Source organism: Streptomyces sp. R21 (genome assembly GCF_041051975.1).
Lineage (GTDB): Bacteria > Actinomycetota > Actinomycetes > Streptomycetales > Streptomycetaceae > Streptomyces.
Genome location: NZ_CP163435.1, coordinates 4,990,421 through 5,016,230, shown reverse-complemented (window position 1 = coordinate 5,016,230; position 25,810 = coordinate 4,990,421). Strand labels below are relative to the sequence as shown.

24 protein-coding genes are annotated in these 25,810 nt (G+C 70.3%); 12 read left to right on the top strand and 12 right to left on the bottom strand.

The window, feature by feature from the left end; genetic code table 11:
• The first annotated feature begins 60 nt into the window (after positions 1–60).
• The 3 genes from AB5J56_RS22290 to AB5J56_RS22280 all read left to right on the top strand — a co-directional run bounded on the left by AB5J56_RS22290 (position 61) and on the right by AB5J56_RS22280 (position 2,769).
• A complete protein-coding gene (locus AB5J56_RS22290) occupies positions 61–525 on the top strand; it encodes an SseB family protein (protein WP_369234529.1) in 465 nt (154 codons plus the stop codon).
• 112 nt (positions 526–637) lie between these two features.
• The gene (locus tag AB5J56_RS22285; RefSeq protein WP_369234528.1) at positions 638–1,609 is read left to right on the top strand and encodes a pirin family protein; all 972 of its coding nucleotides are present in this window, start codon (positions 638–640) and stop codon (positions 1,607–1,609) included.
• A gap of 80 nt (positions 1,610–1,689) precedes the next feature.
• Entirely contained in the window at positions 1,690–2,769 is a 1,080-nt protein-coding gene (locus AB5J56_RS22280; protein ID WP_369234527.1) for an AI-2E family transporter, read from the top strand.
• Here AB5J56_RS22280 and AB5J56_RS22275 read toward each other — a convergent pair.
• On the bottom strand, positions 2,706–4,925 hold the full coding sequence (locus tag AB5J56_RS22275; protein WP_369234526.1) for a SpoIIE family protein phosphatase: 2,220 nt from the start codon (positions 4,923–4,925) through the stop codon (positions 2,706–2,708). The genes AB5J56_RS22280 and AB5J56_RS22275 overlap by 64 nt on opposite strands.
• A 145-nt stretch (positions 4,926–5,070) precedes the next feature.
• Here AB5J56_RS22275 and aspS point away from each other — a divergent pair, with 145 nt between their 5' ends.
• Both aspS and AB5J56_RS22265 read left to right on the top strand, forming a co-directional pair.
• Positions 5,071–6,834, top strand: coding sequence for an aspartate--tRNA ligase (gene aspS, locus AB5J56_RS22270; protein WP_369234525.1), 1,764 nt, complete (start codon positions 5,071–5,073; stop codon positions 6,832–6,834).
• A gap of 128 nt (positions 6,835–6,962) precedes the next feature.
• Positions 6,963–7,910 carry an intradiol ring-cleavage dioxygenase gene (locus AB5J56_RS22265; RefSeq protein WP_369234524.1) on the top strand — a complete coding sequence of 316 codons (948 nt, stop codon included), beginning with the start codon at positions 6,963–6,965 and terminating at the stop codon, positions 7,908–7,910.
• Between the two features lie 64 nt (positions 7,911–7,974).
• Here the strand turns inward: AB5J56_RS22265 and AB5J56_RS22260 are convergent, their stop codons facing one another.
• Together AB5J56_RS22260 and AB5J56_RS22255 are read right to left on the bottom strand one after the other, a co-directional pair.
• Entirely contained in the window at positions 7,975–8,874 is a 900-nt protein-coding gene (locus AB5J56_RS22260) for a hypothetical protein (protein ID WP_369234523.1), read from the bottom strand.
• 79 nt (positions 8,875–8,953) lie between these two features.
• On the bottom strand, positions 8,954–9,361 hold the full coding sequence (locus tag AB5J56_RS22255; protein ID WP_369234522.1) for an ATP-binding protein: 408 nt from the start codon (positions 9,359–9,361) through the stop codon (positions 8,954–8,956).
• A gap of 246 nt (positions 9,362–9,607) precedes the next feature.
• On the opposite strand from AB5J56_RS22255, the gene AB5J56_RS22250 reads away from it, so the two are divergent.
• The 4 genes from AB5J56_RS22250 (at position 9,608) to AB5J56_RS22235 (ending at position 12,508) form a co-directional block, all read left to right on the top strand.
• Entirely contained in the window at positions 9,608–10,450 is an 843-nt protein-coding gene (locus AB5J56_RS22250; protein WP_369234521.1) for a helix-turn-helix domain-containing protein, read from the top strand.
• A gap of 3 nt (positions 10,451–10,453) precedes the next feature.
• Entirely contained in the window at positions 10,454–10,633 is a 180-nt protein-coding gene (locus AB5J56_RS22245; protein WP_369234520.1) for a DUF397 domain-containing protein, read from the top strand.
• Positions 10,630–11,016 (top strand): hypothetical protein, encoded by a 387-nt coding sequence (locus AB5J56_RS22240; RefSeq protein ID WP_369234519.1) that lies wholly within the window; start codon positions 10,630–10,632, stop codon positions 11,014–11,016. The genes AB5J56_RS22245 and AB5J56_RS22240 overlap by 4 nt, the downstream gene beginning before the upstream one ends.
• A gap of 145 nt (positions 11,017–11,161) precedes the next feature.
• Complete coding sequence (locus AB5J56_RS22235; RefSeq protein WP_369234518.1) at positions 11,162–12,508, top strand: polysaccharide lyase family 1 protein; 1,347 nt, start codon at positions 11,162–11,164, stop codon at positions 12,506–12,508.
• A gap of 65 nt (positions 12,509–12,573) precedes the next feature.
• On the opposite strand, the gene AB5J56_RS22230 is transcribed toward AB5J56_RS22235, so the two are convergent.
• Positions 12,574–13,008: a nucleoside deaminase gene (locus AB5J56_RS22230; RefSeq protein WP_369234517.1), complete on the bottom strand. Its 435-nt coding sequence runs from the start codon at positions 13,006–13,008 to the stop codon at positions 12,574–12,576.
• The gene (locus tag AB5J56_RS22225; RefSeq protein ID WP_369234516.1) at positions 13,005–13,823 is read right to left on the bottom strand and encodes an LLM class flavin-dependent oxidoreductase; all 819 of its coding nucleotides are present in this window, start codon (positions 13,821–13,823) and stop codon (positions 13,005–13,007) included. Before AB5J56_RS22225 ends, AB5J56_RS22230 begins: the two co-directional genes overlap by 4 nt.
• Positions 13,824–13,916: 93 nt before the next feature.
• Here AB5J56_RS22225 and AB5J56_RS22220 point away from each other — a divergent pair, with 93 nt between their 5' ends.
• Positions 13,917–14,363: an Lrp/AsnC family transcriptional regulator gene (locus AB5J56_RS22220; RefSeq protein ID WP_369234515.1), complete on the top strand. Its 447-nt coding sequence runs from the start codon at positions 13,917–13,919 to the stop codon at positions 14,361–14,363.
• A 25-nt stretch (positions 14,364–14,388) separates the two neighbouring features.
• Here AB5J56_RS22220 and AB5J56_RS22215 read toward each other — a convergent pair whose 3' ends face one another.
• From AB5J56_RS22215 to AB5J56_RS22195, 5 genes are all read right to left on the bottom strand, one after another.
• The gene (locus tag AB5J56_RS22215; RefSeq protein WP_369234514.1) at positions 14,389–14,925 is read right to left on the bottom strand and encodes a GNAT family N-acetyltransferase; all 537 of its coding nucleotides are present in this window, start codon (positions 14,923–14,925) and stop codon (positions 14,389–14,391) included.
• A gap of 38 nt (positions 14,926–14,963) precedes the next feature.
• The gene (locus AB5J56_RS22210) at positions 14,964–15,449 is read right to left on the bottom strand and encodes a hypothetical protein (RefSeq protein ID WP_369234513.1); all 486 of its coding nucleotides are present in this window, start codon (positions 15,447–15,449) and stop codon (positions 14,964–14,966) included.
• An 81-nt stretch (positions 15,450–15,530) separates the two neighbouring features.
• Positions 15,531–15,968, bottom strand: a complete 438-nt coding sequence (locus AB5J56_RS22205; RefSeq protein ID WP_369234512.1) for a nuclear transport factor 2 family protein — start codon at positions 15,966–15,968, stop codon at positions 15,531–15,533.
• A gap of 86 nt (positions 15,969–16,054) precedes the next feature.
• Positions 16,055–17,779, bottom strand: a complete 1,725-nt coding sequence (gene metG / locus AB5J56_RS22200; protein ID WP_369234511.1) for a methionine--tRNA ligase — start codon at positions 17,777–17,779, stop codon at positions 16,055–16,057.
• Between the two features lie 171 nt (positions 17,780–17,950).
• Positions 17,951–19,426, bottom strand: a complete 1,476-nt coding sequence (locus tag AB5J56_RS22195) for a VWA domain-containing protein (protein WP_369234510.1) — start codon at positions 19,424–19,426, stop codon at positions 17,951–17,953.
• A 231-nt stretch (positions 19,427–19,657) separates the two neighbouring features.
• Between AB5J56_RS22195 and AB5J56_RS22190 the strand changes: the two genes are divergently transcribed.
• Complete coding sequence (locus AB5J56_RS22190) at positions 19,658–21,742, top strand: PhoX family phosphatase (protein WP_369234509.1); 2,085 nt, start codon at positions 19,658–19,660, stop codon at positions 21,740–21,742.
• 26 nt (positions 21,743–21,768) lie between these two features.
• Here the strand turns inward: AB5J56_RS22190 and AB5J56_RS22185 are convergent, their stop codons facing one another.
• Positions 21,769–22,719: a LysR family transcriptional regulator gene (locus tag AB5J56_RS22185; RefSeq protein ID WP_369234508.1), complete on the bottom strand. Its 951-nt coding sequence runs from the start codon at positions 22,717–22,719 to the stop codon at positions 21,769–21,771.
• Positions 22,720–22,905: 186 nt separating this feature from the next.
• Here AB5J56_RS22185 and snpA point away from each other — a divergent pair, with 186 nt between their 5' ends.
• Complete coding sequence (gene snpA / locus AB5J56_RS22180; RefSeq protein WP_369234507.1) at positions 22,906–23,583, top strand: snapalysin; 678 nt, start codon at positions 22,906–22,908, stop codon at positions 23,581–23,583.
• A gap of 143 nt (positions 23,584–23,726) precedes the next feature.
• Here the strand turns inward: snpA and AB5J56_RS22175 are convergent, their stop codons facing one another.
• Positions 23,727–25,802, bottom strand: a complete 2,076-nt coding sequence (locus AB5J56_RS22175) for an FUSC family protein (protein ID WP_369234506.1) — start codon at positions 25,800–25,802, stop codon at positions 23,727–23,729.
• Between the last annotated feature and the right edge of the window lie 8 nt (positions 25,803–25,810).

Here is a 25,810-nt window from a genome sequence, read left to right as displayed (position 1 = left end):
GCCGCACCCGGTGGCGAGACGGTGCCCCCGGCCCCTGGCGCGCTCGGTACGCTGTCGCCCATGTACGGCTACGAGCAGAACGCGGGCGCGCAGCAGCAGTACGCCCCGCCGCAGCAGCAGATGCCCGGCGCGTACGGCCAGCAGCCGCCGCTCTACCCCGAGCCGTCCCCGCCGTCCCTCGCGGACGCGGTCCGTGCCTTCACCACGGGGTCCATGTCCGCAGAGGACTTCCAGCAGATCTTCGCGAGCTCGAAGGTCTACTGCCCGCGCGGCGACAATCCCGGCTTCCTGGCCCTGCACAACACCCAGCAGCCGGTCATCCCCATGTTCACCTCGCTCAAGGAGCTCCGCCGGTACGCCGGCAAGGAGTCCAAGTACTTCGTGATCACCGGCGCCGAGGTGATCGACCTGCTCCCGACGGGGTACGGCTTCGTCCTCGACATGGAGGGCGAGCACCGCATGGTCTTCGATGCGAAGGCGGTCGAGCAGATGGTCGACTTCGCGATGCGGCGCATGTACGGCTGACGTAACCCACTGCTTGCCGGACGCCCGGAGGGAATGCCCTCCGGGCGTCCGGCGTTGTGGGTGGCAGAAAGTTCAACAATCAACTAAACTCGAAGCACAAGGAGGTACCGACATGCCTGCAGTGACCGTCGAGAACCCGCTGACCCTGCCCCGTGTGGTGGCGTCGGCCGACGCCGTGGCCCGTCCCGTGCTTGCCGTGACGACCGCGCCCAGCGGCTTCGAGGGTGAGGGCTTCCCGGTGCGCCGCGCGTTCGCCGGGATCAACTACAAGTACCTCGACCCGTTCATCATGATGGACCAGATGGGCGAGGTGGAGTACGCGCCGGGCGAGCCGAAGGGCACCCCCTGGCACCCCCACCGCGGCTTCGAGACCGTCACGTACATCATCGACGGGATCTTCGACCACCAGGACTCCAACGGCGGTGGCGGCACCATCACCAACGGCGACACCCAGTGGATGACCGCGGGCGCCGGCCTGCTGCATATCGAGGCCCCGCCGGAGGCGCTGGTCATGTCCGGCGGCCTCTTCCACGGCCTGCAGCTGTGGGTGAACCTGCCGGCCAAGGACAAGATGATGCCCCCGCGCTACCAGGACATCCGCGGTGGCCAGGTCCAGCTGCTCAGCACGCCGGACGGCGGCGCGCTGCTGCGCGTCATCGCCGGTGAGCTCGACGGCCACGAGGGCCCGGGCATCACGCACACGCCGATCACCATGGTCCACGCGACGGTGCGGCCGGGCGCCGAGCTCACGCTGCCGTGGCGCGAGGACTTCAACGGCCTGGTCTACGTCCTCGCCGGCCGCGGCACCGTCGGCACGGACCGCCGCCCGGTCCACAAGGGCCAGACCGCCGTCTTCGGCGCGGGTTCCTCCCTCACGGTCCGCGCGGACGAGCAGCAGGACGGCAACGAGCCCGACCTTGAAGTCGTGCTCCTCGGTGGTCAGCCGATCCGCGAGCCGATGGCCCACTACGGCCCGTTCGTGATGAACACGCAGGCCGAACTCCAGACGGCCTTCGATGACTTCCAGAAGGGCCGCCTGGGCACGATTCCGGCGGTGCACGGGATGACCGAGGGCGGGCTGTAAGGACGCATCTCCTGACACTGCGTCACCCGGGCGGGCCGTCCTGAGAGGACGGCCCGCCCGTCGCGTGTTCGGGTGGGAGTGTGCATCTCCTCCCCGAAGGCGTGCGGCGGTTGGTCGCCTGGTGTGTCGTCGTGCTTCTTGTTGCCGCCGTGGCGTGGGTCGGGATCGTGCTGTGCGGGGAATTCCGTACGGCTGTCACGCCGGTGCTGCTGGCGTTGCTCGGGACGGCGTTGCTCGGGCCGTTGTACCGGCGGCTGGTGAAGGCCCGGGTCAATCGGTCTCTTGCGGCGGGGCTCACCTGTGTGGCCGTCGTGGCGGTGGTCGGCGGGGCCGTGTACATCGTCGTCGCCGCGCTCATCGACACCGGCGACCAGATCGTGTCGTCGCTCAAGGACGCCGCGCAGTCGGTCGCCGAGCACTTCGGTGCGGCCGGGACCTCGCTGGACGACCTGGCGTCCAACTCCAAGGATCTGCTGACCAGGTTCGGGGGGACCGCCGCCTCCAACGTCATCAGCGGGGTCAGCGTCGTCGGCGAGGCCCTCGCCATGGCCGTGCTCGCGCTGCTGCTCGTCTTCTTCTTCCTGCGGGACTCCGACCGGGCGATGGACGCGCTGCGCTCGCTCGCGCCGCGCGGTACCGCCGACATCGTCGAGGCCATGGCGCGCCGGGCGTTCGAGGCCGTCGAGGGCTTCATGCGGGGGACGACCCTCATCGCGCTCATCGACGCCACCTGCATCACCGTCGGGCTGCTGATTCTCGACGTGCCGGGCGCCGTCGGGCTCGGCGCGCTCGTCTTCGTGGGGGCCTACATCCCCTATCTCGGGGCCTTCGTCTCCGGGGCCGTGGCCGTGCTCGTCGCGCTTGCGGACCGGGGGGCCGTCATCGCGCTGTGGGTGCTGGGGGTGGTGCTTGCCGTGCAGGTCCTCGAGGGCCATGTGCTTCTGCCGATGATCCAGAGCCGGACCGTGCAGATGCACCCGGCGGTGGTGATGCTGGCGATCACGGCGGGGGCGTCGGTGGCGGGGGTGCTCGGCATGCTGCTGGCCGTGCCGCTGACGGCGGCCGCCTTCGGGGTGATCTCCGAGCTGCGGACCCTCTACGGCACCCCCGGCCCGTCCACTTCTCCCGGCGCTTCCGGCTCCTTGGCGGACGACTCGTAGAGCTCGAACCAGATGCTCTTGCCCTCGCCCCGCGGGTCCACGCCCCACGCGTCCGCGAGGAGTTCCGTGAGCACCAGGCCCCGCCCGGAGGAGGCGAGTTCGCCGGGGTGGCGGCGGTGCGGGAGGTCGTCGCTGGCGTCGGTGACCTCGACGCGCATGCGCCGCTCCCCCGGGGTGCCCTCGGCGCCCGGCCGGCCGGTCACCTCGGCGACGAGCAGCGCGTCGGCGTCCGTGTGCACGAGGACGTTCGTGAGCATCTCGGAGACGAGGAGGACCGCCGAGTCGACCTGGTCCTCGGACATCCAGTCGTGGAGCAGTTCACGCAGCTGCTGCCGGGCCCCGGCGATCCGCTCGGGCTCGGCCTGCGCGATGGTCAGCATCGTGCGCCGTACGGAAGGAATCGTGGTCGCCTCGGCGTCGCAGCCGCATCCCTCGCTCACCCGGCACAGCAGCAACAGCGCTATGTCGTCCTCGCGGCGGTCCACCAGCGGGCCGGTGGTGTGGTGCGAGGAGGGCCCGTGCACGGCCTGGACGAGCGCGTCGGCGAGGGCTTCCATGTCGCCGTTGTGGGACTCCAGGGTGCGGCGGATGCGCCGCCAGCCGGTGTCGAGGTCGTGGCCGCCGGTCTCGATGAGCCCGTCGGTGCAGATCAGCATGGTCTCGCCGGGCTCCAGGACGAGCCGGGTCGTCGGATAGTCGGCGTCCGGGTCGATGCCCAGCGGCAGCCCGCCCGCGGTCGGCCGCATCAGCACGGTCCCGTCCGCCATCCGTATCGCCGGGTCGGGATGCCCGGCGCGGGCGATGTCGAGCGTGCCGGACGCCGGGTCGACCTCGACGTACAGGCAGGTCGCGAAGCGCACGTCGCCCGCCTCGGGACCGCTCTCCCCGTACGTCACCGAGTCCGTGACCCCGTACAGGAAGCGGGAGGCGCGTGAGAGGACGGCGTCGGGGCGGTGGCCCTCGGAGGCATAGGCGCGCAGGGCGATCCGCAGCTGGCCCATCAGCCCGGCGGCCCGTACGTCGTGGCCCTGGACGTCGCCGATGACCAGCGCGAAGCGGCCGCCCCCGGAGTTCGCCGGGGAAGTGCCGCCGGGCAGCGGGATCATGTCGTACCAGTCGCCGCCGACCTGGAGCCCGCCGCCGGTGGGCACATAGCGGGCGGCGACGGTCATGCCGGGGATCTCCGGGCCGAGCGTCGGCATCATCGAGCGCTGGAGCCCGTCGGTCAGCTCCCGCTCCGACTCGGCGGCACCGGCGCGCGAGAGGGCCTGCGCCAGCATCCGCGCCACGGTGGTGAGGACCGAGCGCTCGTCGGGCGTGAAGCTGACGGGATACGTGAAGGCCGCCATCCACGCGCCCATCGTGCGCCCGGCGACGGTCAGCGGCAGGAACGCCCAGGACTCCCGCCCGAAGTGCTGGGCCAGCGGCCAGGACGCCGGGTAGCGCGCCTTGTAGTCCTCGGGGGAGGAGAGATAGACGGCCCGGCCCGTGCGGACGACCTCCGCGGCCGGATAGTCCGTGTCCAGGGACATGTGGGAGAACGGTCCCTCGTCCCCCGGCTGGTGCCCGTGGTGGCCGATGATCGTCAGCCGGTCGGCGGCGGCGCCGAAGACCGCCAGCCCGTCCGGGGAGAACCCCGGCATCGACAGGCCCGCCGCGACCCGCAGCACCTCCTCCGTGGACCGTGCCTCGGCCAGCGCGCGCCCCGCGTCCAGCAGGAACGCCTCCCGCGAGCGGCGCCAGTCGCCCGTGACGGGGCTGCGCGCCGCGACGCCCGGCGGGGGCTCGGTGACCTCCTGGATGGTGCCGATCAGCTCGTACGCCTTCATCTCGTGGTTGAAGGACGGCTTGGAGCGGCTGCGCACGGTGCGCACGACCCGGCCGTGCTCGTCCATGATCCGCACCCGGACCTCGGCGAGGGTCTCCTCCATGACGGCGAGCTGGACGACGGAGACGATCTCGTTCCAGTCGACCGGGTGCAGACGGGCGCGTGCCGTGGCCACCGTGAGCGTCGCCGGCTCGGGGGGCAACCCGAGGAGCCGGGCGGCCTCGGCGTCGACCGTGACCTGCCCCGCGGCGTTGTCCCAGTGCCACAGACCGGTCGCGAGAGAGGCCAGGACGGCCCCCACGGCGGGCAGGGGCTCACCAGTGCGCATTGACCCACTGTAGGGAGAGGTGATCGAGAGCTGCCACCGAAGGGGGGCGCAGAGGTAATGGGGAGAGGCCATGTGGGGCGGCCGGTACCCTGGGGTGTGTTTCACGTGAAACACTCCCCGATCCGCGAAGGCTGGATGAACGACGATGCATCGGTACAGGTCCCACACCTGCGGCGAGCTCCGCGCCTCTGACGTCGAGAGCGACGTCCGGCTGAGCGGCTGGCTGCACAATCGCCGAGACCTGGGCGGCATCCTCTTCATCGATCTGCGCGATCACTACGGCATCACGCAGCTGGTGGCCCGCCCCGGCACCCCCGCGTACGAGGCCCTCGACAAGATCTCCAAGGAGTCGACGGTCCGCATCGACGGCAAGGTCGTCTCCCGCGGCGCCGAGAACGTCAACGCGGAGCTCCCCACCGGCGAGATCGAGGTCGAGGTCAGCGAGGTCGAGCTGCTCGGCGCGGCCGCCCCGCTCCCCTTCACGATCAACGCGGAGGACGGGGTCAACGAGGAGCGGCGCCTGGAGTACCGCTTCCTCGACCTGCGTCGCGAGCGCATGCACCGCAACATCCTGCTGCGTACGGCCGTGATCTCCGCGATCCGTCACAAGATGACGGCGCTGGGCTTCAACGAGATGGCGACCCCGATCCTCAGCGCCACCTCCCCCGAGGGCGCGCGCGACTTCGTGGTCCCCTCCCGTCTGAACCCGGGCAAGTTCTACGCGCTGCCGCAGGCGCCGCAGCAGTTCAAGCAGCTGCTGATGATCTCCGGCTTCGACCGGTACTTCCAGATCGCACCCTGCTTCCGCGACGAGGACGCCCGCGCGGACCGCTCGCCGGGCGAGTTCTACCAGCTCGACGTCGAGATGAGCTTCGTCGAGCAGGAGGACGTCTTCCAGCCCATCGAGAAGCTCATGACGGAGCTGTTCGAGGAGTTCGGCAAGGGCCGTCACGTGACGTCGCCCTTCCCGCGCATCCCGTTCCGCGAGGCGATGCTGAAGTACGGCTCCGACAAGCCGGACCTCCGTGCCCAGCTGGAGCTCGTCGACATCACCGACATCTTCGCGGGCTCGGAGTTCAAGGCCTTCGCCGGCAAGCACGTGCGCGCGCTGCCGGTGCCGGACACCGCGGGCCAGTCCCGCAAGTTCTTCGACGGCCTCGGTGACTACGCGGTCGAGCAGGGCGCGAAGGGCCTGGCGTGGGTGCGGGTGGCCGAGGACGGTTCGCTGACCGGCCCGATCGCGAAGTTCCTCACGGAGGAGAACGTCGCGGAGCTGACCAAGCGACTCTCCCTCTCCGCCGGGCACGCCGTCTTCTTCGGCGCGGGCGAGTTCGACGAGGTCTCGAAGATCATGGGCGCGGTGCGGGTCGAGGCCGCCAAGCGTGCCGGGCACTTCGAGGAGGGCGTCTTCCGCTTCTGCTGGATCGTCGACTTCCCGATGTACGAGAAGGACGAGGAGACCGGCAAGATCGACTTCTCGCACAACCCGTTCTCGATGCCGCAGGGCGGCCTGGAGGCCCTGGAGACCCAGGACCCGCTGGACATCCTGGGCTGGCAGTACGACATCGTCTGCAACGGCGTCGAGCTGTCCTCCGGCGCGATCCGGAACCACGAGCCCGAGATCATGCTCAAGGCCTTCGAGATCGCGGGCTACGACCGTGACACCGTCGAGGAGCAGTTCGCCGGCATGCTCCGCGCCTTCCGCTTCGGCGCCCCGCCGCACGGCGGGATCGCCCCGGGTGTCGACCGCATCGTCATGCTGCTCGCGGACGAGCCGAACATCCGCGAGACCATCTCGTTCCCGCTCAACGGCAACGCGCAGGACCTGATGATGGGCGCACCCACCGAGCTGGACGAGACCCGCCTGCGCGAGCTGCACCTGTCGGTGCGGAAGCCGCAGCCGAAGTAGCACCTGGCAGTCGTCGCATGTGGAGTGGCTCGGAACCGGCGTCGGTTCCGGGCCACTTTCGCGTGCGCACCCGAATCCACAGTCCCTACCCACGCTCCTGACAGGTGCGCTTCATAGCGTCCGGGTCCATGACTGAGACCCCCAAAGGACCGGCACACAAACGGGATCTGACGCGCCGCAGGGTTGTCGTCGCAGGTGGAGCGGCCGTCGCGGCCGTGGGCGTGGGCGGCGGGCTCGCCATGAACGCGTTCGCGGGCGAGACGACCGCGGACACCGAGGCGACCGCGTCGGAGACGTGTTACACCCTCACCACGGAGACCACCGAGGGCCCGTACTACATCGACGCGGACAAGATCCGCCAGGACATCACCGAGGACCAGGAGGGCATCCCCCTGACCCTCAAGCTCAAGGTGATCGACGCGGAGACCTGCAAGCCCGTCAAGAACGCGGCCGTCGACATCTGGCACTGCTCCGCGCTCGGTGTCTACTCCGGCTACGAGGCGATGAGCAACGGCGGCGGTGGCGGCACCCCGCCGTCGGGCTCCCCGTCCGACGCGCCCTCGGGCACGCCCACCGGTGAGCCCCCGTCCGGCGCGCCCTCCGGGGGCACGGGCGGCGGCCACTCGGAGCCGACGGACGACGAGCGCTATCTCCGGGGCACCTGGAAGACGGACAGGCACGGCTACGTCACCTTCAAGACGGTCTTCCCGGGCTGGTACCAGGGCCGCTGCGTCCACATCCACGTCAAGGTCCACGTGGACGGCGAGTGGACCGACGCGGGCTACGAGGGCGGCCACACCTGCCACACGGGCCAGCTCTTCTTCGACGAGAAGTCGGTCCTGGCTTCGGCGGCGGTCTCCCCGTACTCCACCAACACCACCACCCGCACGACCCTCGACGAGGACACGATCTACCCGGACAACGGCCACGAGGGCGGCCTGCTGTACCTCAAGTACGACAAGAAGCACATCGCCAAGGGAGTCCACGCCCACCTGACGATGGGCGTCGCCCCGGACGAGACCCACGACAGCACGGACACGCAGCCGAGCACGTCGGCGTCGGCTTCGGCGTCGTAACTCCCTCCCCCTCCGCGAAGGGCCCGGAACCAGCGCGGTTGCGGGCCCTTTCGCTGCGGATGAGTCACTCTCGATCCGGTTCCTCGGCGAAGAGATCCTCCGTGTGCGTGACGGTGCCGGATCGCTCCAACCAGTCGGCGAGCCTGTCCAGATCGGTGCAGGTGATGATGCGCTCGCGCGCGCTGTCGGAGATGGGGAGGCCGCGTACTTCCAGGACGCGCAGGATGCCCTTGGCCTCTCCCTTGGCTTCGCCCTCGGCCTTGCCTTCCAGATAGGCCGTCTCGCGGACCGTACCGCGGCCGGGGAAGTAGGTGATGAAGCTCAAGATGTCCCTCCACTTGTCTCCGGCCGGGGTGTCCCCCAGGCCCACTTCGAGAAAGTCGTAGTAGTACTTCGCGGACTTCCCGTCCGTCGCCTGGAGGGCGCGGGCCAGTGCGTCCAGTATGACCGTCGCGTCCGGGCTGCGGCCATGCGTCACGGCGGAGAAGGCCGCCATCGCCAGGTTCTCCTCCACCGCCCTCTGGTCGGTGAGCACGGGTACGTTGTCGGGTCCGACAACCAAGGGATACGTGGTCTGCGCGGGCCAGCCACGGGCCCCGCACGAGAAGGGGCCCGTGGCCCACTTGGCCGTGGCCCTGTCCTGGCAGATCACCAGCAGCAACACCGGCAGACGGAACTTCGCTCTGAGGTACGCCACGTAATACGCCCAGCTGTTCTCCTTGTCCGTGTCACGGCGTCCTTGCGCCTCGATCGCGAGCAGGAATCCGTCTCCGTCGGACGGGCCGACTCGAAGCACGCTGTCGACTCGGCGCTCAAGCGGGTGTAACTCCGTCACGTCCGGGGTGAGTACGTCCACCGTCGCCTTCTCGGGCAGTGGGATGCCCAGGATTCCGAAGACCGGTGTCAGGATCTCCGGCCGTTCCTGGAAGATCCGGTGAGACGCCTCGTGAGCTGATGTGACCATGTGCGCAACCTAGGTGGATCAAGGGCCGGGGTATCCGGTCGATGCGGACGCGTTCACTCTTTCGAGGGCGGCAAAACGTTCACGCCGCCGCGGCCAGCTCGCACCACACGAGCTTGCCGTTCCTGCCGGGGACTTGGGCCGTCCCCAGCACGTACCAGCCCCACTTGTCCGTGCACTCCTCCACGAGAGTGAGGCCGCGACCCGACTCGTCCGTGGGGGTGGGGGCGGTGGTGAGTGCGGGCGGTCTCGGGTCCGTGTCCCAGACGCCGATGCGCAGGATCGGGGCCGACCAGCGGAGCCGTATGGCCGCGGGGCCCTTCGTGTGCTGTACGGCGTTGGTGACCAGCTCCGTCGCCACCAGCTCGGCGGCCTCCGTGAGGTGGGGCAGGCCGTGCAGGGCGAGGATCAGACGGAGGGTTCGGCGGCAGATCGTGACGGCTCGGGGGTCGTTGGGGATGGAAAGGGTGTAGTTCCAGCTCTCGGGCATGCGGAACTCCTGGTCAGGGAGGCGGAGTTGGCGGGATCCGCGGTCGTCGGGCGGTGGCATTGGCGCCCTCGCCATGGCAGGGCGGGGCGGTGCGCTTCCGGGTCCCCGGGTTCCGCAGCGTGTGCGTCGCGATACTGACGGTAAGGGGAAATTTTTATCCCTTGCAAGCCGCTCGCGTAATCTTGCACCCGATCGGGGCGCTACAACCCCGCCTGTGGGCCGCGTCGTTGGGAAAGCGAGAACCGTATGCCGGCGAGGATTCAGCCGACCGTTCGTCAGGTCCGCCTTGGCGTTGAGCTGCGCAAACTGCGCGAGGCCGCAGGCCTGTCGTCCCGCGACGCGGCTGGACTGCTGGGAGTGAACCCGGCGCAGATGAGCCAGTTCGAGGCGGGGAATGCGGGAATCAACGAAGAGCGTGTGCGCAGACTGGCGGCTCACTACTCCTGTACCGACGCCGACCTGATCGACGCGCTGGTGGCGATGGCGACAGACCGTACTCGCGGCTGGTGGGAGGAGTATCGGGGCGTACTACCGCCTGCGTTCCTGGACTTGGCGGAGTTGGAGCATCACGCGACGTTCGTGGAAGAGATCTCGAACGCCCATGTCCCGGGTCTGCTCCAGACCGAGGAGTACGCCCGAGCGGTGTTTGCCTACTGGCGCCCGGAACTCCCGGAGACGGAACTCGAACCGCGTGTGGAGCACCGCATGCGCCGCAAGGTCATCCTCGGGACACGTCCATACGAGGTGGTCCTGCACGAGCCTGTGCTGCGCACGCGGGTTGCCGACCGGCAGGTGGCGCGAGCCCAACTCGACGCGATCTTGTCACGATCGGAGGCGTCGAGCGTTTCGGTGCGGGTTATCCCGTTCGATGTGGACGGGTTCGCGGGGGCGAGTGCGGAGCTGCTCTATGCGGGTGGCCAGGTCTCCGCATTGGACACGGCCCACCGGGACACCCCTCAGGGGGCGGCCTTCATGGACGCGGCGGCGCAGCTGCAGTCCATGCGAACGCTCTTTCGTAAGGTGGAGGGGGTATCCCTCGACCCCATCCGGTCCCGGGACTTCATCCACCGCCTGTCGAAGGAGCTGTAAGAAGTGATCCAATGGCAGAAGTCGACCTTCTCCAGCGGAAGCGACGGAGCCAACTGCGTGGAACTGGCCGCCGAAGAAGGCACGTTGCTCCTCCGCGAAAGCGACGCCCCCACCCGAATACTCCCCGTCACCCGGGACGGGCTGGCCGCCCTGCTCAAGCAGATCCGCACGGGCCGCCCGTGACCGCGGACGACGAGTTCCTGCGCGCCCTCGAAACCGTCCTCCGAGACCTCCGCGCCCAGAGCGCCGTACAGCCCGATGTCCGGGAGCCGGAGGACGACTACCCCGGGGTCATCCTCTACGCCCCCGACGGCTCCGGGCAGGGTGTGTACGCGTGGCCGGACGAGCGGCGCGGTGTGCGGCTTGCCGAGGTGGCGGACCGGGCTCAGGAGTGGGCCGTCGAGGCGCTGTGGGGTGAGGGGGAACCCGCCGTGTGGCCGCACTGTCCGGCGCATCCCGACTCGCATCCGCTCGGCGCGACCGTCGTCGACGGCGTCGCGGTGTGGGTCTGCCCCCGGGGCGATGGCCGGCCGGTCAGTGTCATCGGGGAGTTGCCGACCGTCTAACGCCGAACTCCCGGTGGCGAGTTGGGGTGGGAGAGGGAACAACCCGCGGCAACCAATTCCAAACCGGCGACCACTGATGAGTCGTAAGCCCCTTCACGGCGGCTTCACACCCTGCACGTGCACCACAACCACGTAAGGACTCATCGTGGCATCCCCCTCCCATCGCCGGTCCCTCCGCCGACGACGCACCGTCCTCGTCTCCGTCGCGGCCGTCGCGGCCACCGGTCTCGGCGCCGCCGTGTTCGTGATGAACGCGAACGCGGGCCCGGTCGACCTGGCCCACCAGACGCTGCCCGCCAAGGACGGCTGGGCGGCCTCCGGCTCCGGTACGACCGGTGGCTCGCAGGCCGACTCCGCGCACGTGTTCACCGTGAGCACCCGGGCGCAGCTCGTGAAGGCGCTGGGCAGTGCCTCCGACTCCACGGCGAGGATCATCAAGGTCAAGGGCACGATCGACGCCAACACGGACGACGCGGGCAAGAAGCTGACCTGCGCCGACTACGCGACGGGCACCGGCTACTCGCTGGCCGCGTACCTGAAGGCGTACGACCCGTCGACGTACGGCCGTTCCAAGCTGCCCAAGGGCACGCAGGAGACGGCCCGCGCCGCCGCCCAGACCAAGCAGGCGAAGAACATCGTCTTCAAGGTGCCCGCCAACACCACGATCGTGGGCGTGCCCGGCACCAAGGCCGGCCTCACCGGCGGCATGCTCCAGATCCAGAACGTGGACAACGTCATCGTCCGAAACCTGGCCTTCGCCGCCACCGAGGACTGCTTCCCGCAGTGGGACCCGACCGACGGCGACGACGGCAACTGGAACTCCAACTACGACTCGGTGACCCTGCGCGGCGCCACCCACGTCTGGGCCGACCACAACAGCTTCACCGACGCGGCGCACTTCGACAGCGTCAACCCCAAGTACTACGGCCGCGAGTACCAGATCCACGACGGCGAGCTCGACATCACCAAGAGCTCCGACCTGGTGACCGTCTCGCGCAACCAGTTCACCAACCACGACAAGACGATGCTGATCGGCAGCAGCGACAGCGAGCCGTCCGGCAAGCTGCGGGTCTCCATCCACCACAACGTGTGGAAGGGCATCGTCCAGCGCGCCCCGCTGACCCGCGTCGGCCAGGTGCACATCTACAACAACTACTACGACGTCACGACCCTCAACGCCTACGCGCCGCTGTACAGCATCAACTCACGCGCCAAGGCCCAGGTCGTCGCCGAGAACAACTACTGGAAGGTCCCGTCGGGCGTGAAGGTCGCCAAGCTGCTCAGCGGCGACGGCACCGGCGCGATCAAAGGGTCGGGCAACCTCGTCAACGGCACGGCGACCGACCTCGTCGCCGCGTACAACGCCGCGAACTCCAAGAAGCTCAAGACGACGGTGAACTGGACGCCGACCCTGACGGCCGGTCTCCAGACGTCGGCCAAGAACCTGCCGACGGAGCTGGCCACGACAACGGGTGCCGGAGTCCTTTCATAGCCATGGCTGACGAGGGAGCCCGGGAGCGGACGCGTTCCCGGGCCCCCTCGTGCCGACCGGAGCGGTCACGGCCGGTGGTAGTCCTCGATGGGAACGCGGGCCTCAGCGAACAGGGCCGGGCCCTGCTGCGGCACCGTCGGCCAGGCGCCCGACTCCGGGTTGAGCTCGATGAGTTGGTCGGTGGCGAGGGCGTAGACGACGCGGCCCAGTCCGGAGCGGATGATGCCGCCGGTGCACATGCCGCAGGGCTGGCAGCTGGTGTACATGGTGGTGCGGGCGGCCGTGGCAGAGTCGAGTTCGCGGGCCGCCCAGCGGGCGAGTTTCAGTTCCGGGTGGGCCGTGATGTCGTCGTCGCGCCGCACCGTGTTGTGGGCCTCGGCGAGAATCGCGCCGTCCGGGCCGACGAGCAGGGAGGCGTACGGTGCGTCGCCCAGGGTGACGGCGCGGGCGGCGAGATGGATCGCGCGGCGCAGGAGATCCTCGTCCTCGGGGGTGATCACGATGGTGTCCTCCAGTGGGTGGCAACGGCGGTGAGTGCTCGCCAGGCCGCGTGTGGCCGACGGGTCTCCTCCGGATCTCCGTGGTAGGGGTCGAGCAGGACGGTGTCGGCGCCGAGGCGGTGAAGCTGGTCGAGGTCGTCGAGGATCTGCTCGATGGTGCCGGTGCCGGCGGGCCGCTCCGGGTCGGTGACCGGCGAGGTGGTCAGTCGCAGGGCGATGCGGGGCGCGAACGCCGGTAGCGAGTGGTTCGCCAGGGCGGAGCGCAACCAGGGGAGGGTGACCCGCAGCGGGTGCCAGGCGTCGCCGAACCTGATGGCGCGTCGGATCGCCGCCTCGCTGTTGCCGCCGACCCAGACGGGAATCGGGGCGGTGTGCTCGTCGGCCTCCTCGCGCCAGGCCTTCCGCAGGGTGACGAGGTGCTCGTCGGTCAGCCTGCCGCGCGCGGTGAACGGCACACCGAGCGCGTCGAACTCCTTGCGTGCCCAGCCGACGCCCACCCCGAGGACGAGGCGGCCGCCACTGAGCTGGTTGAGGTTGGCGGCCATGCGCGCCACCAGCAGCGGATGCCGGTAGGGGAGCACGAGCACCGTGGTGCCGAGGCGCAGCGTCGTGGTGATGCCTGCCAGCCAGGACAGCGTGGTGAACGGCTCGTAGAACGGCGCCGGGTACCGCTCGGCCACGTCCGGGGTGACGGCCACATGATCCGACACCATGAGGAGGTCGAAGCCGAGCCCTTCCACGGTCCGCGCCCACTCGCGCAGCACGCCGGGATCGGTGCCGGGTCCGAAGTTGGGTACGTTGACGCCCAGTTGCATGCCGTGACGCTATCCCGGCGATCAAGGAATGTGGAACCTGCTTCTCCCGGCGTTACCCGCCTTCTGTCATCAATCTCCCGGTAGAATCGCGAAATGGCCGGGAACCTTGACGACGTCGACTGGGCGATCATCGACGAGTTGCAACGGGAGGCGCGCATCTCGCTCAGCGAGTTGGGGCGGCGCGTGAATCTCGGCTCGTCGGCCACCACGGAACGGGTACGGCAACTGGAGGCGATGGGAGTCATCTCCGGCTATCGCGCCGTGGTCGACCTGTCCAAGGTCGGCTACCCCGTGCTCGCCGTCGTCCGGTTGAAGTACCCGGGCAACCATCACCAGCCGTTGCGCCGACTGCTCGCCGAGCGGCGCGAGATCCTGGAGTGCCTGCGCACCACCGGCGACGACTGCTACACCCTGAAGGTGGCCGCGACCTCCATGGAACATCTGGAGACGCTCATGGACGAACTGGCCGGCTTCGGCTCCACGACCACCAGCGTCGTCTACAGCCAGACGCTTCCCTATCGCGGGCCGACCCGGCCCTGACCGCAACTCCGGGCGCGCGGACCCGTTACGCCTCGAACTCCGTGAGGTCGATGGAGTGGACGACCAGCGGGACGCCGTGGACCGGGTGGTTCATCTCGCCCGTCGGGGCCAGGCCGAGCTTGCGCAGGACGTTCTCGGAGGCGGCGTCGCCCAGCCGGGGGACGCTGACGACGCGGTCGAGGCCGCGGTCCTGGAGGGCGAACTCAAGGGTCGCGTGGGCCGCTTCGGAGGCGTAGCCCTGGCCCCAGAAGTGGCGGGCGAAGCGCCAGCCGATCTGTACGTCGGGCAGCGCGTCCTCCGGCAGGAACTCGGACACCGACAGGCCCGTGACACCGGCCAGTTCGCCGGAGCCGAGGAGTTCGACGGCGAACAGGCCGAAGCCCTCGTCGTCCCACTCCTCCTCCCACCGCTCGATGTCCTCCGCCGTCCGCTCCAGGTCGCGCACCGAGCCGTCGTCGACCCAGCGCATCACCTCGGGGTCCGCGTGCAGCTCGGACAGCGGGACAAGGTCGTCGTCGGTCCAGCGGCGGAGGAGCAGGCGAGGAGTGTGGATCTCGGTCATGCCGCCATTTTGCCTGGTCGCAGGTCGCCGCGGACGACTCAGGTGTCGTACGTGCCGTCCCAGGGCGCGCCGAAGGCCAGATGGTCCGGGTAGAGCTCGGCCCAGTCGCCGCCGTCCTCCTCGTCGTCCTCCCGGACCACCAGGCCGAACAGCACGCCGTCGACGGTCAGTTGGAAGGGGCGGATCGCGATGCCCGTGTACGCCCGCCGGGGCAGGCTGCGCAGCAGTTTCCCCAGGTGGGCGCGGGCCCGGCCGAGCACCGAGTCCGGTCCGTCGGGGCTGCGCTGCTGCTCCGCCCAGGTGCCCGCACACCAGATCTCCGACTCGCGGTAGCGCCCGTCGGCGTCGAAGGTGTGCAGCACGGTGTAGAGGCGCTTGTGCTCTTCCCAGCCGTCGTCGAGACGGAACCCCTGGGGGAAGGCGTATGTGATCGACGCCAGGAACTGGCCGTCCGCGTACCGTCCGATGGTCTCGGTGCGGTGCTTGGGCTCGTAGGCGATCGGAATGACCTGAGGGACTGCCATGGCGGAAACCATACGGGTGGATGCGGTCATGTCAGCAGCAGGGGCCGCCCAGGATCGCGTACGGGCGATATCGGGGCCGTCCTACGAGGACGTGGGCGACGTCGCGCCGTTCAGCGGGGTGCGGCGGGCCGTGATCCTGCGGTGCGCGATGCGCCAGCCCTCCGGGCCGCGGACCACCGTGTCGTCGTAGGACACGGAACCGCACGAACCGTCCGTCTTGACGCCCAGGCCCTTGGAGCGGACGCGGGCCCTGCCGTCCGCGAGCGCGGTGACGACGACGTTGGTGACGTGGTGGGCGACGGGGTTCCCGGCGCCGAGCGCCAGGCCGGCCGCGCGGATCGCCGCGATGCCGACCAGTTCGCCCTGCCCGTAATCGCTCACGTCGTAGACGACATCGGCGGTGAACAGCTCGTCCAGCCGGTCGAGCTCCCCCTCGTCGAAGAGGTGGCCGTGCAGTGCGATCAACTCCGTTACGGCCAGGCGGTCTTCGACGGTCATTTCTACCGGTTTCGGTGCCATGTCGGGGTTCCTTCCTGAACAGCGAAGGCCCGGGAACCTGTCGTTCCCGGGCCGGGCCTACGGATGGGTCTCCACGGCTGTCTCGGCTACTCCGCCGGTGCTCCGCCGAAGCGCTCCTTGTACGACTCCAGGTCCTCGTCCGTGATCTTGGCGAAGAGGACCGGGGGGACCGTGAAGGGGGTGCCGGCGGGGAGGAAGTCCAGGGACTTGGCCTCGTCCGCGGTGGCCCAGGTGGCCGTGTCGTCCGGGAGGGCGAAGGCCGCCCGCATGGCGGCCGAGGACGCCGGGATGAAGGGCTCCGAGACCACCGAGTAGAGGTGGATCAGGTTCATCGCGGTGCGCAGGGTCAGCGCCGCGCCCTCGGGGTTGGTCTTGATCTCCAGCCAGGGGGCCTTCTCCTCCAGGTAGGAGTTGCCCGCGGACCACAGGGCGCGCAGCGCGGCCGCCGCCTTGCGGAACTGGAGGGCCTCCATCTGGGTCTCGTACTCGGCGAGGAGCGACGCGATCTCCTCGCCCAGCTTCGCCTCCGGCTCGCCCGCCGCCGCTCCCGCGGGGACCTCCTCGCCGAAGCGCTTCTTGGAGAAGGACAGGACGCGGTTGACGAAGTTGCCGAGGGTGTCGGCCAGGTCCTTGTTCACCGTGGTCGTGAAGTGCTCCCACGTGAAGGACGAGTCGTCGGACTCGGGGGCGTTGGCGATGAGGAAGTAGCGCCAGTAGTCCGCGGGCAGGGTCGCCAGGGCCTGGTCCGTGAAGACGCCGCGCTTCTGGGAGGTGGAGAACTTCCCGCCGTAGTACGTCAGCCAGTTGAAGGCCTTGACGTAGTCGACCTTCTTCCAGGGCTCGCGGACTCCCAGCTCCGTGGCCGGGAACATCACCGTGTGGAACGGGACGTTGTCCTTGGCCATGAACTCCGTGTACCGGACGTCGGCGGCGCCGTCCGGCTCGTACCACCAGGACTTCCAGTCGCGGTTCTCCGGGTCGAGGTCCGACCACTCCTTCGTCGCGCCGATGTACTCGATCGGGGCGTCGAACCAGACGTAGAAGACCTTGCCCTCGGCCGCCAGCTCGGGCCACGTGTCCGCCGGGACCGGGACGCCCCAGTCCAGGTCACGGGTGATCGCGCGGTCGTGCAGGCCCTCGGTCAGCCACTTGCGGGCGATGGAGGACGCCAGCTGCGGCCACTCGTCGCCGACCTCGTCGATCCACGCCTCGACCTCGTGCTGCAGCTTCGACTGGAGGAGGAAGAGGTGCTTCGTCTCGCGGACCTCCAGGTCCGTCGAGCCGGAGATCGCCGAGCGCGGGTTGATCAGGTCCGTCGGGTCCAGGACGCGCGTGCAGTTCTCGCACTGGTCGCCGCGGGCCTTGTCGTAGCCGCAGTGCGGGCACGTGCCCTCGACGTAGCGGTCCGGGAGGAAGCGGCCGTCGGCCGGGCTGTACACCTGGCGGATCGCCCGCTCCTCGATGAACCCGTTCTCGTTCAGCCGGCGGGCGAAGTGCTGGGTGATCTCGCGGTTCTGCTCGCTGGAGCTGCGGCCGAAGTAGTCAAACGCCAGCTCGAAGCCGTCGTAGACCGCCTTCTGCGCGTCGTGCGCCTGCGCGCAGAACTCGGCGACCGGGAGGCCCTGCTCCTTCGCCGCCAGCTCGGCCGGGGTGCCGTGCTCGTCCGTCGCGCAGATGTACAGGACGTCGTGGCCGCGCTGGCGGAGGTACCGGGAGTACACGTCCGCCGGGAGCATGGACCCCACCATGTTGCCCAGGTGCTTGATTCCGTTGATGTACGGAAGGGCGCTGGTGATGAGGTGTCGAGCCATCGCGGGCTGCTCCCAAGTCGCTACGTGCGGTGACGGATCTCGCTTCCGGCAAGGCGCCGGGCCGTCTACGAACCTTGAAATCGTAGCCGAAACGGGTAGGCCGCCCGCTTCCCGTTTTAGAGAGTGGGAAGCGGGCGGCCTACGGCGCGTGGCTACTGACGGTTGTGGGGGTTACGGGCGCCAGGTCGCGAGTACGCCGTCGTAGAGCTCGGCGTCCGTCAGCTCGCGCGGGGTCGGGCCCGCGTGGAAGAACGACGTGTTGTCGGTCTTCAGCTTGCGGAGGTAGTCGAAGGCCTTGTTCTCCGGCTCACCGAACGCGACGAAGGAGAAGAAGACGGCGGGGTGGTTCTTCGCCGCGTCCGTGAGGGACTGGGTGGCGGGGGTCTTCGCGTCCGGGGCGCCGTCCGTCTGGAAGATCACCAGGGCGGGGGCCATGGGGTCGTCCGACTTCTCGTGCTGCGTGAGGACTTCCTGTACGGCGGCGTGGTAGCTGGTACGGCCCATGCGGCCCAGCCCCGCGTGCAGGTCGTCGATCTTGTTCTCGTGCTCGGCGAGGGTCAGCTCGCCGGTGCCGTCCAGCTCTGTCGAGAAGAAGACGACGTGCACGGTGGCCTCGGGGTCCAGGTGGGCGGCGAGGGCGAGGGTCTGCTCGCCGAGGGCCTGGGCGGAGCCGTCCTTGTAGTACGGGCGCATGGACGCGGAGCGGTCCAGCACGAGGTAGACCTTGGCACGGGTGCCGGTCAGGTCCCGCTTGCCGAGCGCGGTCCCGGCTTCCTTGTACGCCGTCGCCAGCGCCGGGGCCTTGGACTTCACGGTGGGGAGGGGGTTGGCGGGGGCGGGGGTCGACCCGGCCTCGGCTTCGCCCTCGGCGTCCGATACCGCCTCGGCTTCGCCCTCGGGCTCGGCCACGGCCACGGCCTCGGCTTCGCCTTCGGCCGTGATGTTCCCACCCGCACCACCCGTGCGGCTTTCGTCGTCGGCCGCGGGTGGCCCCTGTGGGGGTTCAGCGACGTCGGCGACTGCGGCCGGTTCGGGGGTCTCCACGACCTCTTCGAGGACCGGGACGACGTCCTCGGCGTCCTCGGCGACCGGGGTGACTTCCTCGGGAACCGGGACGACGTCCTCCGCGACCGGGGTGGTGTCCTCGGCGAGGGGAGCGACCTCCTCCGCGACCTCCACGACGGCTTCGGGCTCGACCACCGGTTCCGTTTCCGGTTCCGTTTCCGGTTCCGGTTCCACGACAGGCTCGGCCGCCGCAGCTACCGGCTCGACCACCGGCTCCGGCTCCACAGCAACCGGAGCCTCGACCTCGACCTCGGCGTCAGCCGCGGCAGCAGGCTCCGCCTCAGCCGCCCGCTCCGTCTCCGACGAAACCGCCGGCTTGGGCACCGTCACGTTGTCGAAGGCGGCCGAGACCAGCTCGTCGACCACGGAGGACGAGGACTCGGGTGCAACGCCGGCCGCAGGCTCCGGCTCCGGTTCCGGCGAAGGGGACGGAATCCTCGGCCCCGCCTCCTGCGAAGGAACCGGCTCGGTCGCCGGTGCCGGGACCGTGGGGGCCGGAGCCTCCAGCGCGGTCTCCGCCTCGGCGTCGCGGCCCTTGTTCGAGCGGCCGAACGCATTCCGCAGGAGAGAGAGAATGCCCATGTGCGCAACCCTTCGCATGAGTTGTAGCCCGTCAATCCCTGGCCAGGACGGACACGTAAGGTTAGCGGCCGCAGCCGGTGATCTTGGGCAGGGGCCGTGACGGCTGGGCCCCGGCGTCAACAGCCCTACGGCTCACGCAGGTTCACCCCCCGTTCATTCCGCCGCCGCGCTCCTGCACAAGTGCACCCCTATGGTCACGCTCACACCAAGAGATCGTATGGGGAGAGCAAAGTGCGCAGACTGCTGCCGTTGATCGGAACGCCCGGTTCGCATCCCGGCGGCCGGTCCGCCATGACGTGCCGGTTCCGCTGTGGTGACGCCTGTTTCCACGAAGTGCCCAACACCAGCGCGAACGCCTACGTCGGCGATGTCATCGCCGGTGCGCTCAGCCGCCGCTCGATGATGCGGGCCGCGGCCGTGGTCACGGTGGCGACGGCGGCCTCGGGCGCGGTCGTCGGTACCGGCGCGCAGCAGGCGGAGGCCGCCACCGGCGCCGGCGACGGTGCGACCAGCGGCACGGCGTACGAGAGCGCGCGCGCAGCGCGGGGCCTGCGCTTCGCGCCCGTCGCCCCCAACACCACCGACGCCGTCGTGATCCCCGACGGGTACGGGCAGAACATCGTGATCCGCTGGGGCGAGCCCATCCTCCGCGGCGCCCCCGCCTTCGACCCGGAGCACCAGACGGCGAAGGCGCAGGCCGGACAGTTCGGCTACAACAACGACTTCCTCGCCCTGCTCCCGCTCCCCGGCGAGCGCGGCCGGCAGCTGCTCGTCGCCAACCACGAGTACACCGACGAGATCCTGATGTTCCGGGGCTACGACCCCGAGAACCCCACGCGCGACCAGGTCGAGGTCGCCTGGGCGGCGCACGGTCTCTCGGCCGTCGTAGTGGAGGAGGACCGCCGGACCGGGGCGCTCACCGCCGTCACCCGGCATGCCCTCAACCGCCGCGTCACCGCGACCACCGAGTTCCGGCTGACCGGCCCCGCCGCGGGGTCGGACCTGCTGAAGACCTCCGCCGACCCGACCGGCACGCGGGTCCTCGGCACGCTCAACAACTGCTCGGGCGGCACCACCCCGTGGGGCACCACCCTCCACGGCGAAGAGAACTTCAACCAGTACTTCGCCAACAGCAGCCGGGCGACCGACAAGCGGTACGGGATCGGCACGGGCCCCACCGAGCGCAAGTGGGAGCGCTTCGACCGGCGCTTCGACGTCGCCCAGGAGCCGAACGAGGTCCACCGCTTCGGGTACGTCGTCGAGTTCGACCCGTACGACCCGTCCTCCACGCCCCGCAAGCACACCGCGCTCGGGCGCTTCAAGCACGAGGCCGCGACCGTGCGGCTCACCGAGGACGGCCGCCCCGTCGTCTACACCGGCGACGACGAGCGCTTCGACTACTTCTACAAGTTCGTGAGCAGCAAGCGGATGCGTCACGGCACCTCCCGCTCCGCCCGCGAGCACAACCTCTCGCTCCTCGACGAGGGCACCCTGTACGTCGCCAGGCTGACGGGCGACTCCCCGGCCGCCGACATCGACGGCACCGGGAAGCTCCCGGCCGACGGCGAGTTCGACGGCAGCGGTACGTGGATCCCGCTGGCCACCGCGACCGCCGACGGCGCCGTCTCGCACGTCGAGGGCATGACCGCCGAGGAGGTCTTCGTCTTCACACGCCTCGCCGGTGACAAGGCGGGCGCCACCAAGATGGACCGGCCCGAGGACATCCAGCCCTCCCCGGTCACCGGCAAGGTCTACGTCGCGCTCACCAACAACACCAACCGCGGCAAGACGGGCTTCGCGGCGGCCGACGAGGCCAACCCGCGCAACGCCAACAAGCACGGGCACATCCTCGAACTCACCGAGCGCCGCGGCCGCGCCGAGTCCACCGCCTTCGCCTGGTCGCTCTTCCTCGTCGCGGGTGACCCCGCGGACCCGGCGACGTACTTCGCGGGCTTCCCCAAGGACCGGGTCAGCCCCATCTCCTGCCCCGACAACGTGGCCTTCGACGCGCACGGCAACCTGTGGATCTCCACCGACGGCAACCAACTCGGCTCGCACGACGGGCTGTTCGGCGTGGCCACCAAGGGTGCCCGGCGCGGTGAACTCAAGCAGTTCCTGACCGTCCCGACCGGCGCCGAGACCTGCGGCCCGCTCGTTCAGGACCGTCGTGTGCTCGTCGCCGTCCAGCACCCGGGCGAGATCGACGGCGCGTCCGTCGAGCACCCCGCGAGCGCCTGGCCCGACGGTCCCGGGAAGATCGTCCGCCCGGCGGTCGTCGCGGTCTGGCGCGCGGACGGCTGCGACATCGGGGTCTGAGCCGCGCAGGCGTCCCGTGCGTCAGCTCACGCGGTCGGGGCGAAGGCCCTGAAGTCGTCGGGCGACCGGTCGCGTTCCAGCCACTCCCGGTAGGCGGGCGCCTGTCTCGCCGCCTCCCAGTAGGCCTCCTCCAGCTCCGGACGGACGGAGTCGAGGTCGGCCTGCGTACGGGCGGCGAGGAGCAGGCGTACGCCGAGGGGGTCGCCGTCGAGCCGGCGTACGGCCGCCTCCGGGCGGGAGGGGGAGGTCGGCTGGCAGACGGTGACGACCTCGCCGGTCGCGACGAGGGACGCGGCCGTGTGGTAATCCCCGTGCAGGATGCGGGGGTTGAGCCCGGCCGCGCGCAGCACGCGGTGTACGGCGTCCCACTCGCCGTCGACCGTGGGGTCCACCATCCAGCGGTCCTCGGCCAGGTCGGACAGCCGCACGGTGGTCCGCGCGGCCGCCGGGTGGTCCGTCGGCAGGGACACGAACTGGGGCTCGCGCTCGACGAGGACCCGGATGCGCAGCCCGTCCGGGACGCGCAGCGGGCTGCCCTCGACCTCGTGCACGAAGGCGACGTCGAGACGGCCCTCGGCGACCTGGCGGAGCAGGGCGTTCGCGGAGACGTCCATCTGGAGGAGGGGTTCCCGGCGGCGTTCGCGCAGTCGGCGCAGCCAGCCGGAGAGGGCGCGGCTGGCGGTGGAGCCGATGCGGAGCTGGGGGCCGTCCGCGGCGGCGGCGCGGGCCTCGGCGACCAGGGAGCGCATTTCGGCCACCAGCGGGCGGGCGCGGCCGAGGACGACCAGGCCCAGCGGGGTCGGCCGGCAGCCGGTGCGTTCGCGCAGGAAGAGGACGCCGCCGAGCTCCAGCTCGATGCGGCGCAGCTGGGTGCTCAACGAGGGCTGAGCGACGCCGAGTTGGCGCGCTGCCCGGTGCAGGCTGCCGGTGTCGGCTATGGCGCACAGCACGCGGAGGTGCCTCACCTCGAGGTCCATGCCGTCGGAGCCTAAAGCGGAATCACACGTTTCACCAGACGCACAAACCCCCTGCAACACAGCCGACATGGGTGATCACGTACGCGCCGATAGCACCGGCCTATCGCCACTTGCCATCATCACAGCCGCCGCACAGCCATCGACACTCACCGATGACGACTTCACCCCCCACTCAAGGAGTCATCGATGCGACCTTCCATGCCCCTGTCCAAGGCCACGCTCGCCGTAGCGGTCGGTCTCGGTCTGACGGCCGCCGCGTTCGGCGCGGTTCCTGCCTCGGCGGCGCCGGCACCCGTTGCGGCCACTGCCTCGCACACCGGTTACGCCGGCTCGTCCGAGGAGGCCAAGGCCAATCAGGCGTTCTTCGACGCCGTCATCAGGTCCGTCGCCGAGAAGCGCGCGGCGCACCCCCTCGCCGCGGCCGTCACCGTCGTCTACGACGCGTCCGGCGCCCCGACGTTCAGCGCGCAGATAGCCCGCAGCGCCTCCATATGGAACGGCGCGGTGTCCAACGTGAAGCTTCAGTCGGGCTCGAACGCCGACTTCACCTACCGCGAGGGCAACGACTCGCGCGGCTCGTACGCCTCCACGGACGGCCACGGCAACGGCTATGTCTTCCTCGACTACGCGCAGAACCAGGAGTACGACTCGACGCGCGTGACCGCCCATGAGACCGGTCATGTGCTCGGTCTGCCCGACCACTACGAAGGCCCGTGCAGCGAGCTGATGTCGGGCGGCGGTCCCGGCACGTCCTGCACCAACCCCAACCCCGACGCCAACGAGCGCGCCCAGGTCGACCAGCTGTGGGCGAGCGGCTTCGCGAAGGCGCTGGACAAGGCCCTGAGCAAGTCCGCGGCCCGCTAGTACCCCGATCCGCCAGTAGCTCAGTCCGCCAGTAGCTCAATCCGGCAGTACCCCAGTTCCACCCCCCACGGGTGCGGGCCGTCTCCCTGCACGAGGCGGCCCGCTCATCCATGTCCGGCATCCATGTCCGGCCGGTGTCCGGCTCAGTGCGGCGAGGCGATGGTGCGTGCCGCCGCGACCTCCTGCCGGAGCGGTTCGAGCACGCTGCCCGAGGGTCCGGTGAGGTCGGTGCGGACCGCGAAGAGTACGTCGGTCTCCCGCAGCCCCTCGGACAACTCCCTCAGCTGGAGCGCCACTTGGGAGACCTCGGCGGCGGAGGGCGGCGCGGCGCCGTGCTTCGTCCGGACCCGCGCGGCCGTCGTCGCGTCCACGATCCGTTCGACGGCGACGACGAGGGGCCACCAGGCGGCGGCGCGGCGGCCGGTGGGCGGCGGCTCGGTCAGGGCGCGCTGGAACTCCGTACGGATGGCGGAGAGGTCGCGGTAGAGGCGGCGCCGCATCCGGGCGCGGGCCGCCGGTTCGGTGCCTTCGCCGAAGGCGGACTCGACGTAGCGTGCGGTGTCCGCGACCGCGTCCGCGAGCCGGTCGCCGACCCGGGTGTGCCAGCTCTCCGGCCAGAGCAGGTAACCGGCGACGAGCGCGATCGCGCACCCCATCAGGGAGTCCACGAGGCGCGGGACGAGCAGCCCGGTGCCCTGGTGGTTGAGGACGTCGGAGAGAAGCAGGATGACCGGGGTGATGGCGGCGGTCTGGTAGCCGTAGCCGCGCGGTGTCAGGGCGGGGATCAGCGGCGCGAGCACCAGCATCACGGGGACGTCCCACCAGCCGCGCGGTACGACGGTGAGGACGGCGGCCGCGACGGCCAGCCCCGCGACCGTGCCCAGCGCGCGCAGCAGCGCCCGGGAGAAGACCGACCCGAAGTCGGGCTTCAGCACGAAGGTGATGGTGAGGGCGACCCAGTACGAGCGCGGTACCGGGACGATCGAGACCAGCACCTGCGCGATGCCGATGCACAGCGCGAGACGCAGGCCGTAGCGCCAGGAGGCCGCCGACAGTACGACGTTGCGGGCCCCGCGTGCGGCGCGGACGCGCAGCGTCGCCGGGCGGCCCAGGCGGTCGTCGGTGCCGCGCGGATCGGGGTCCTGGTCCGTGACGACGCCGGCGGCGTGCCGCAGGGCGTGGTCGATGGCGCGGGCGGTCTCGGACGCGGGCGCCGGCAGGTCGAGCCCTATGGGCCCGGTGTAGCCGGTTTCGACGGCGTCGGCGAGATGCCGTACGGCGGCGGGGATCTCCTCGGGCAGCGGCTTCCCGGTCTGGTGGACGGCGGGGGCGGCCTCCACCACGGGGGTGATGGCGTTCAACTGGGCGAGCAGCCGGGTGAGGTCGGGGCTGCGGCCGTGATGGCGGGCGCGCCGGGCGAGGACGAGGTCGTAGGACTGGTTGAGCGACTGGGTGACGGCGTGCCGGGCGCGGTCGTACGCGTCGTCCCTGGCGGTGGTGCGGGCGCCGCCGGTCGAGCCGGGCTTCTCGGCGTCGCCGCCCTCGCCGCTCCCGCCGGTGCTGCCGGTCGAACCGCTCGCGTATGTCTCGACCGTCCTCCCGTGCGGCGGCTCTTCGTTCGCGCACACCGACAGCAGCTCCGCCACCGTCCGGTAGGTCGCCGCGACCGCCGCCCGCTCCGGTACGCCCGACCGCAGCGGCCAGGCGAGCAGCGCGAGGACGAGGACGAGCAGGCCGCCGCCGGACATCAGCAGCGGGGCCAGCCACCATGCGCCCGGCAGTGGAAGACCCGCGCCGATCACGGAGTTGAGGAGCAGGAGCAGCCCGGACACGGAGGCGACGGCGCCGATCGTCGAGATCATCCCGGAGATCAGCGCGATCCCGGTGACCGCGGCGACGGCCAGCCATCCCTGGCCGTACACCAGTGAGCCGACGGTGACGCCGAGGGCGCCGAAGAGCTGGGGGATCGCGATGTTGAAGATCCGCATGCGGTAGGCGTCCGCGGTGTCACCGATGACGCCGGACAGCGCGCCCATCGACGCCAGCGCGCCGTACGCGGGCTGCCCCACGGCCAGGCCGATCGCGAGCGGCAGCGCCATGGCCACGGCGGCCCGGGCGACAGCGGCCCAGGGGATCGGCGCCTGCTGCGGTTGCAGATTCCTGACCAGCCAGTCGGGAGGCGTGAGCGTACGGGGCAACTGGCGGGACGGCCGGGACATGCGCCCCA

What these genes read in the sequence shown, in the direction of transcription:
- AB5J56_RS22290 (WP_369234529.1), top strand. Translation starts at nt 61, where the DNA reads ATGTACGGCTACGAGCAGAACGCGGGCGCGCAGCAGCAGTACGCCCCG.
- AB5J56_RS22285 (WP_369234528.1), top strand. Translation starts at nt 638, where the DNA reads ATGCCTGCAGTGACCGTCGAGAACCCGCTGACCCTGCCCCGTGTGGTG.
- AB5J56_RS22275 (WP_369234526.1), bottom strand. Translation starts at nt 4,925, where the DNA reads ATGCGCACTGGTGAGCCCCTGCCCGCCGTGGGGGCCGTCCTGGCCTCT.
- aspS (WP_369234525.1), top strand. Translation starts at nt 5,071, where the DNA reads ATGCATCGGTACAGGTCCCACACCTGCGGCGAGCTCCGCGCCTCTGAC.
- AB5J56_RS22265 (WP_369234524.1), top strand. Translation starts at nt 6,963, where the DNA reads ATGACTGAGACCCCCAAAGGACCGGCACACAAACGGGATCTGACGCGC.
- AB5J56_RS22260 (WP_369234523.1), bottom strand. Translation starts at nt 8,874, where the DNA reads ATGGTCACATCAGCTCACGAGGCGTCTCACCGGATCTTCCAGGAACGG.
- AB5J56_RS22255 (WP_369234522.1), bottom strand. Translation starts at nt 9,361, where the DNA reads ATGCCCGAGAGCTGGAACTACACCCTTTCCATCCCCAACGACCCCCGA.
- AB5J56_RS22250 (WP_369234521.1), top strand. Translation starts at nt 9,608, where the DNA reads ATGCCGGCGAGGATTCAGCCGACCGTTCGTCAGGTCCGCCTTGGCGTT.
- AB5J56_RS22225 (WP_369234516.1), bottom strand. Translation starts at nt 13,823, where the DNA reads ATGCAACTGGGCGTCAACGTACCCAACTTCGGACCCGGCACCGATCCC.
- AB5J56_RS22220 (WP_369234515.1), top strand. Translation starts at nt 13,917, where the DNA reads ATGGCCGGGAACCTTGACGACGTCGACTGGGCGATCATCGACGAGTTG.
- AB5J56_RS22215 (WP_369234514.1), bottom strand. Translation starts at nt 14,925, where the DNA reads ATGACCGAGATCCACACTCCTCGCCTGCTCCTCCGCCGCTGGACCGAC.
- AB5J56_RS22210 (WP_369234513.1), bottom strand. Translation starts at nt 15,449, where the DNA reads ATGGCAGTCCCTCAGGTCATTCCGATCGCCTACGAGCCCAAGCACCGC.
- AB5J56_RS22205 (WP_369234512.1), bottom strand. Translation starts at nt 15,968, where the DNA reads ATGGCACCGAAACCGGTAGAAATGACCGTCGAAGACCGCCTGGCCGTA.
- metG (WP_369234511.1), bottom strand. Translation starts at nt 17,779, where the DNA reads ATGGCTCGACACCTCATCACCAGCGCCCTTCCGTACATCAACGGAATC.
- AB5J56_RS22195 (WP_369234510.1), bottom strand. Translation starts at nt 19,426, where the DNA reads ATGGGCATTCTCTCTCTCCTGCGGAATGCGTTCGGCCGCTCGAACAAG.
- AB5J56_RS22185 (WP_369234508.1), bottom strand. Translation starts at nt 22,719, where the DNA reads ATGGACCTCGAGGTGAGGCACCTCCGCGTGCTGTGCGCCATAGCCGAC.
- snpA (WP_369234507.1), top strand. Translation starts at nt 22,906, where the DNA reads ATGCGACCTTCCATGCCCCTGTCCAAGGCCACGCTCGCCGTAGCGGTC.
- AB5J56_RS22175 (WP_369234506.1), bottom strand. Translation starts at nt 25,802, where the DNA reads ATGTCCCGGCCGTCCCGCCAGTTGCCCCGTACGCTCACGCCTCCCGAC.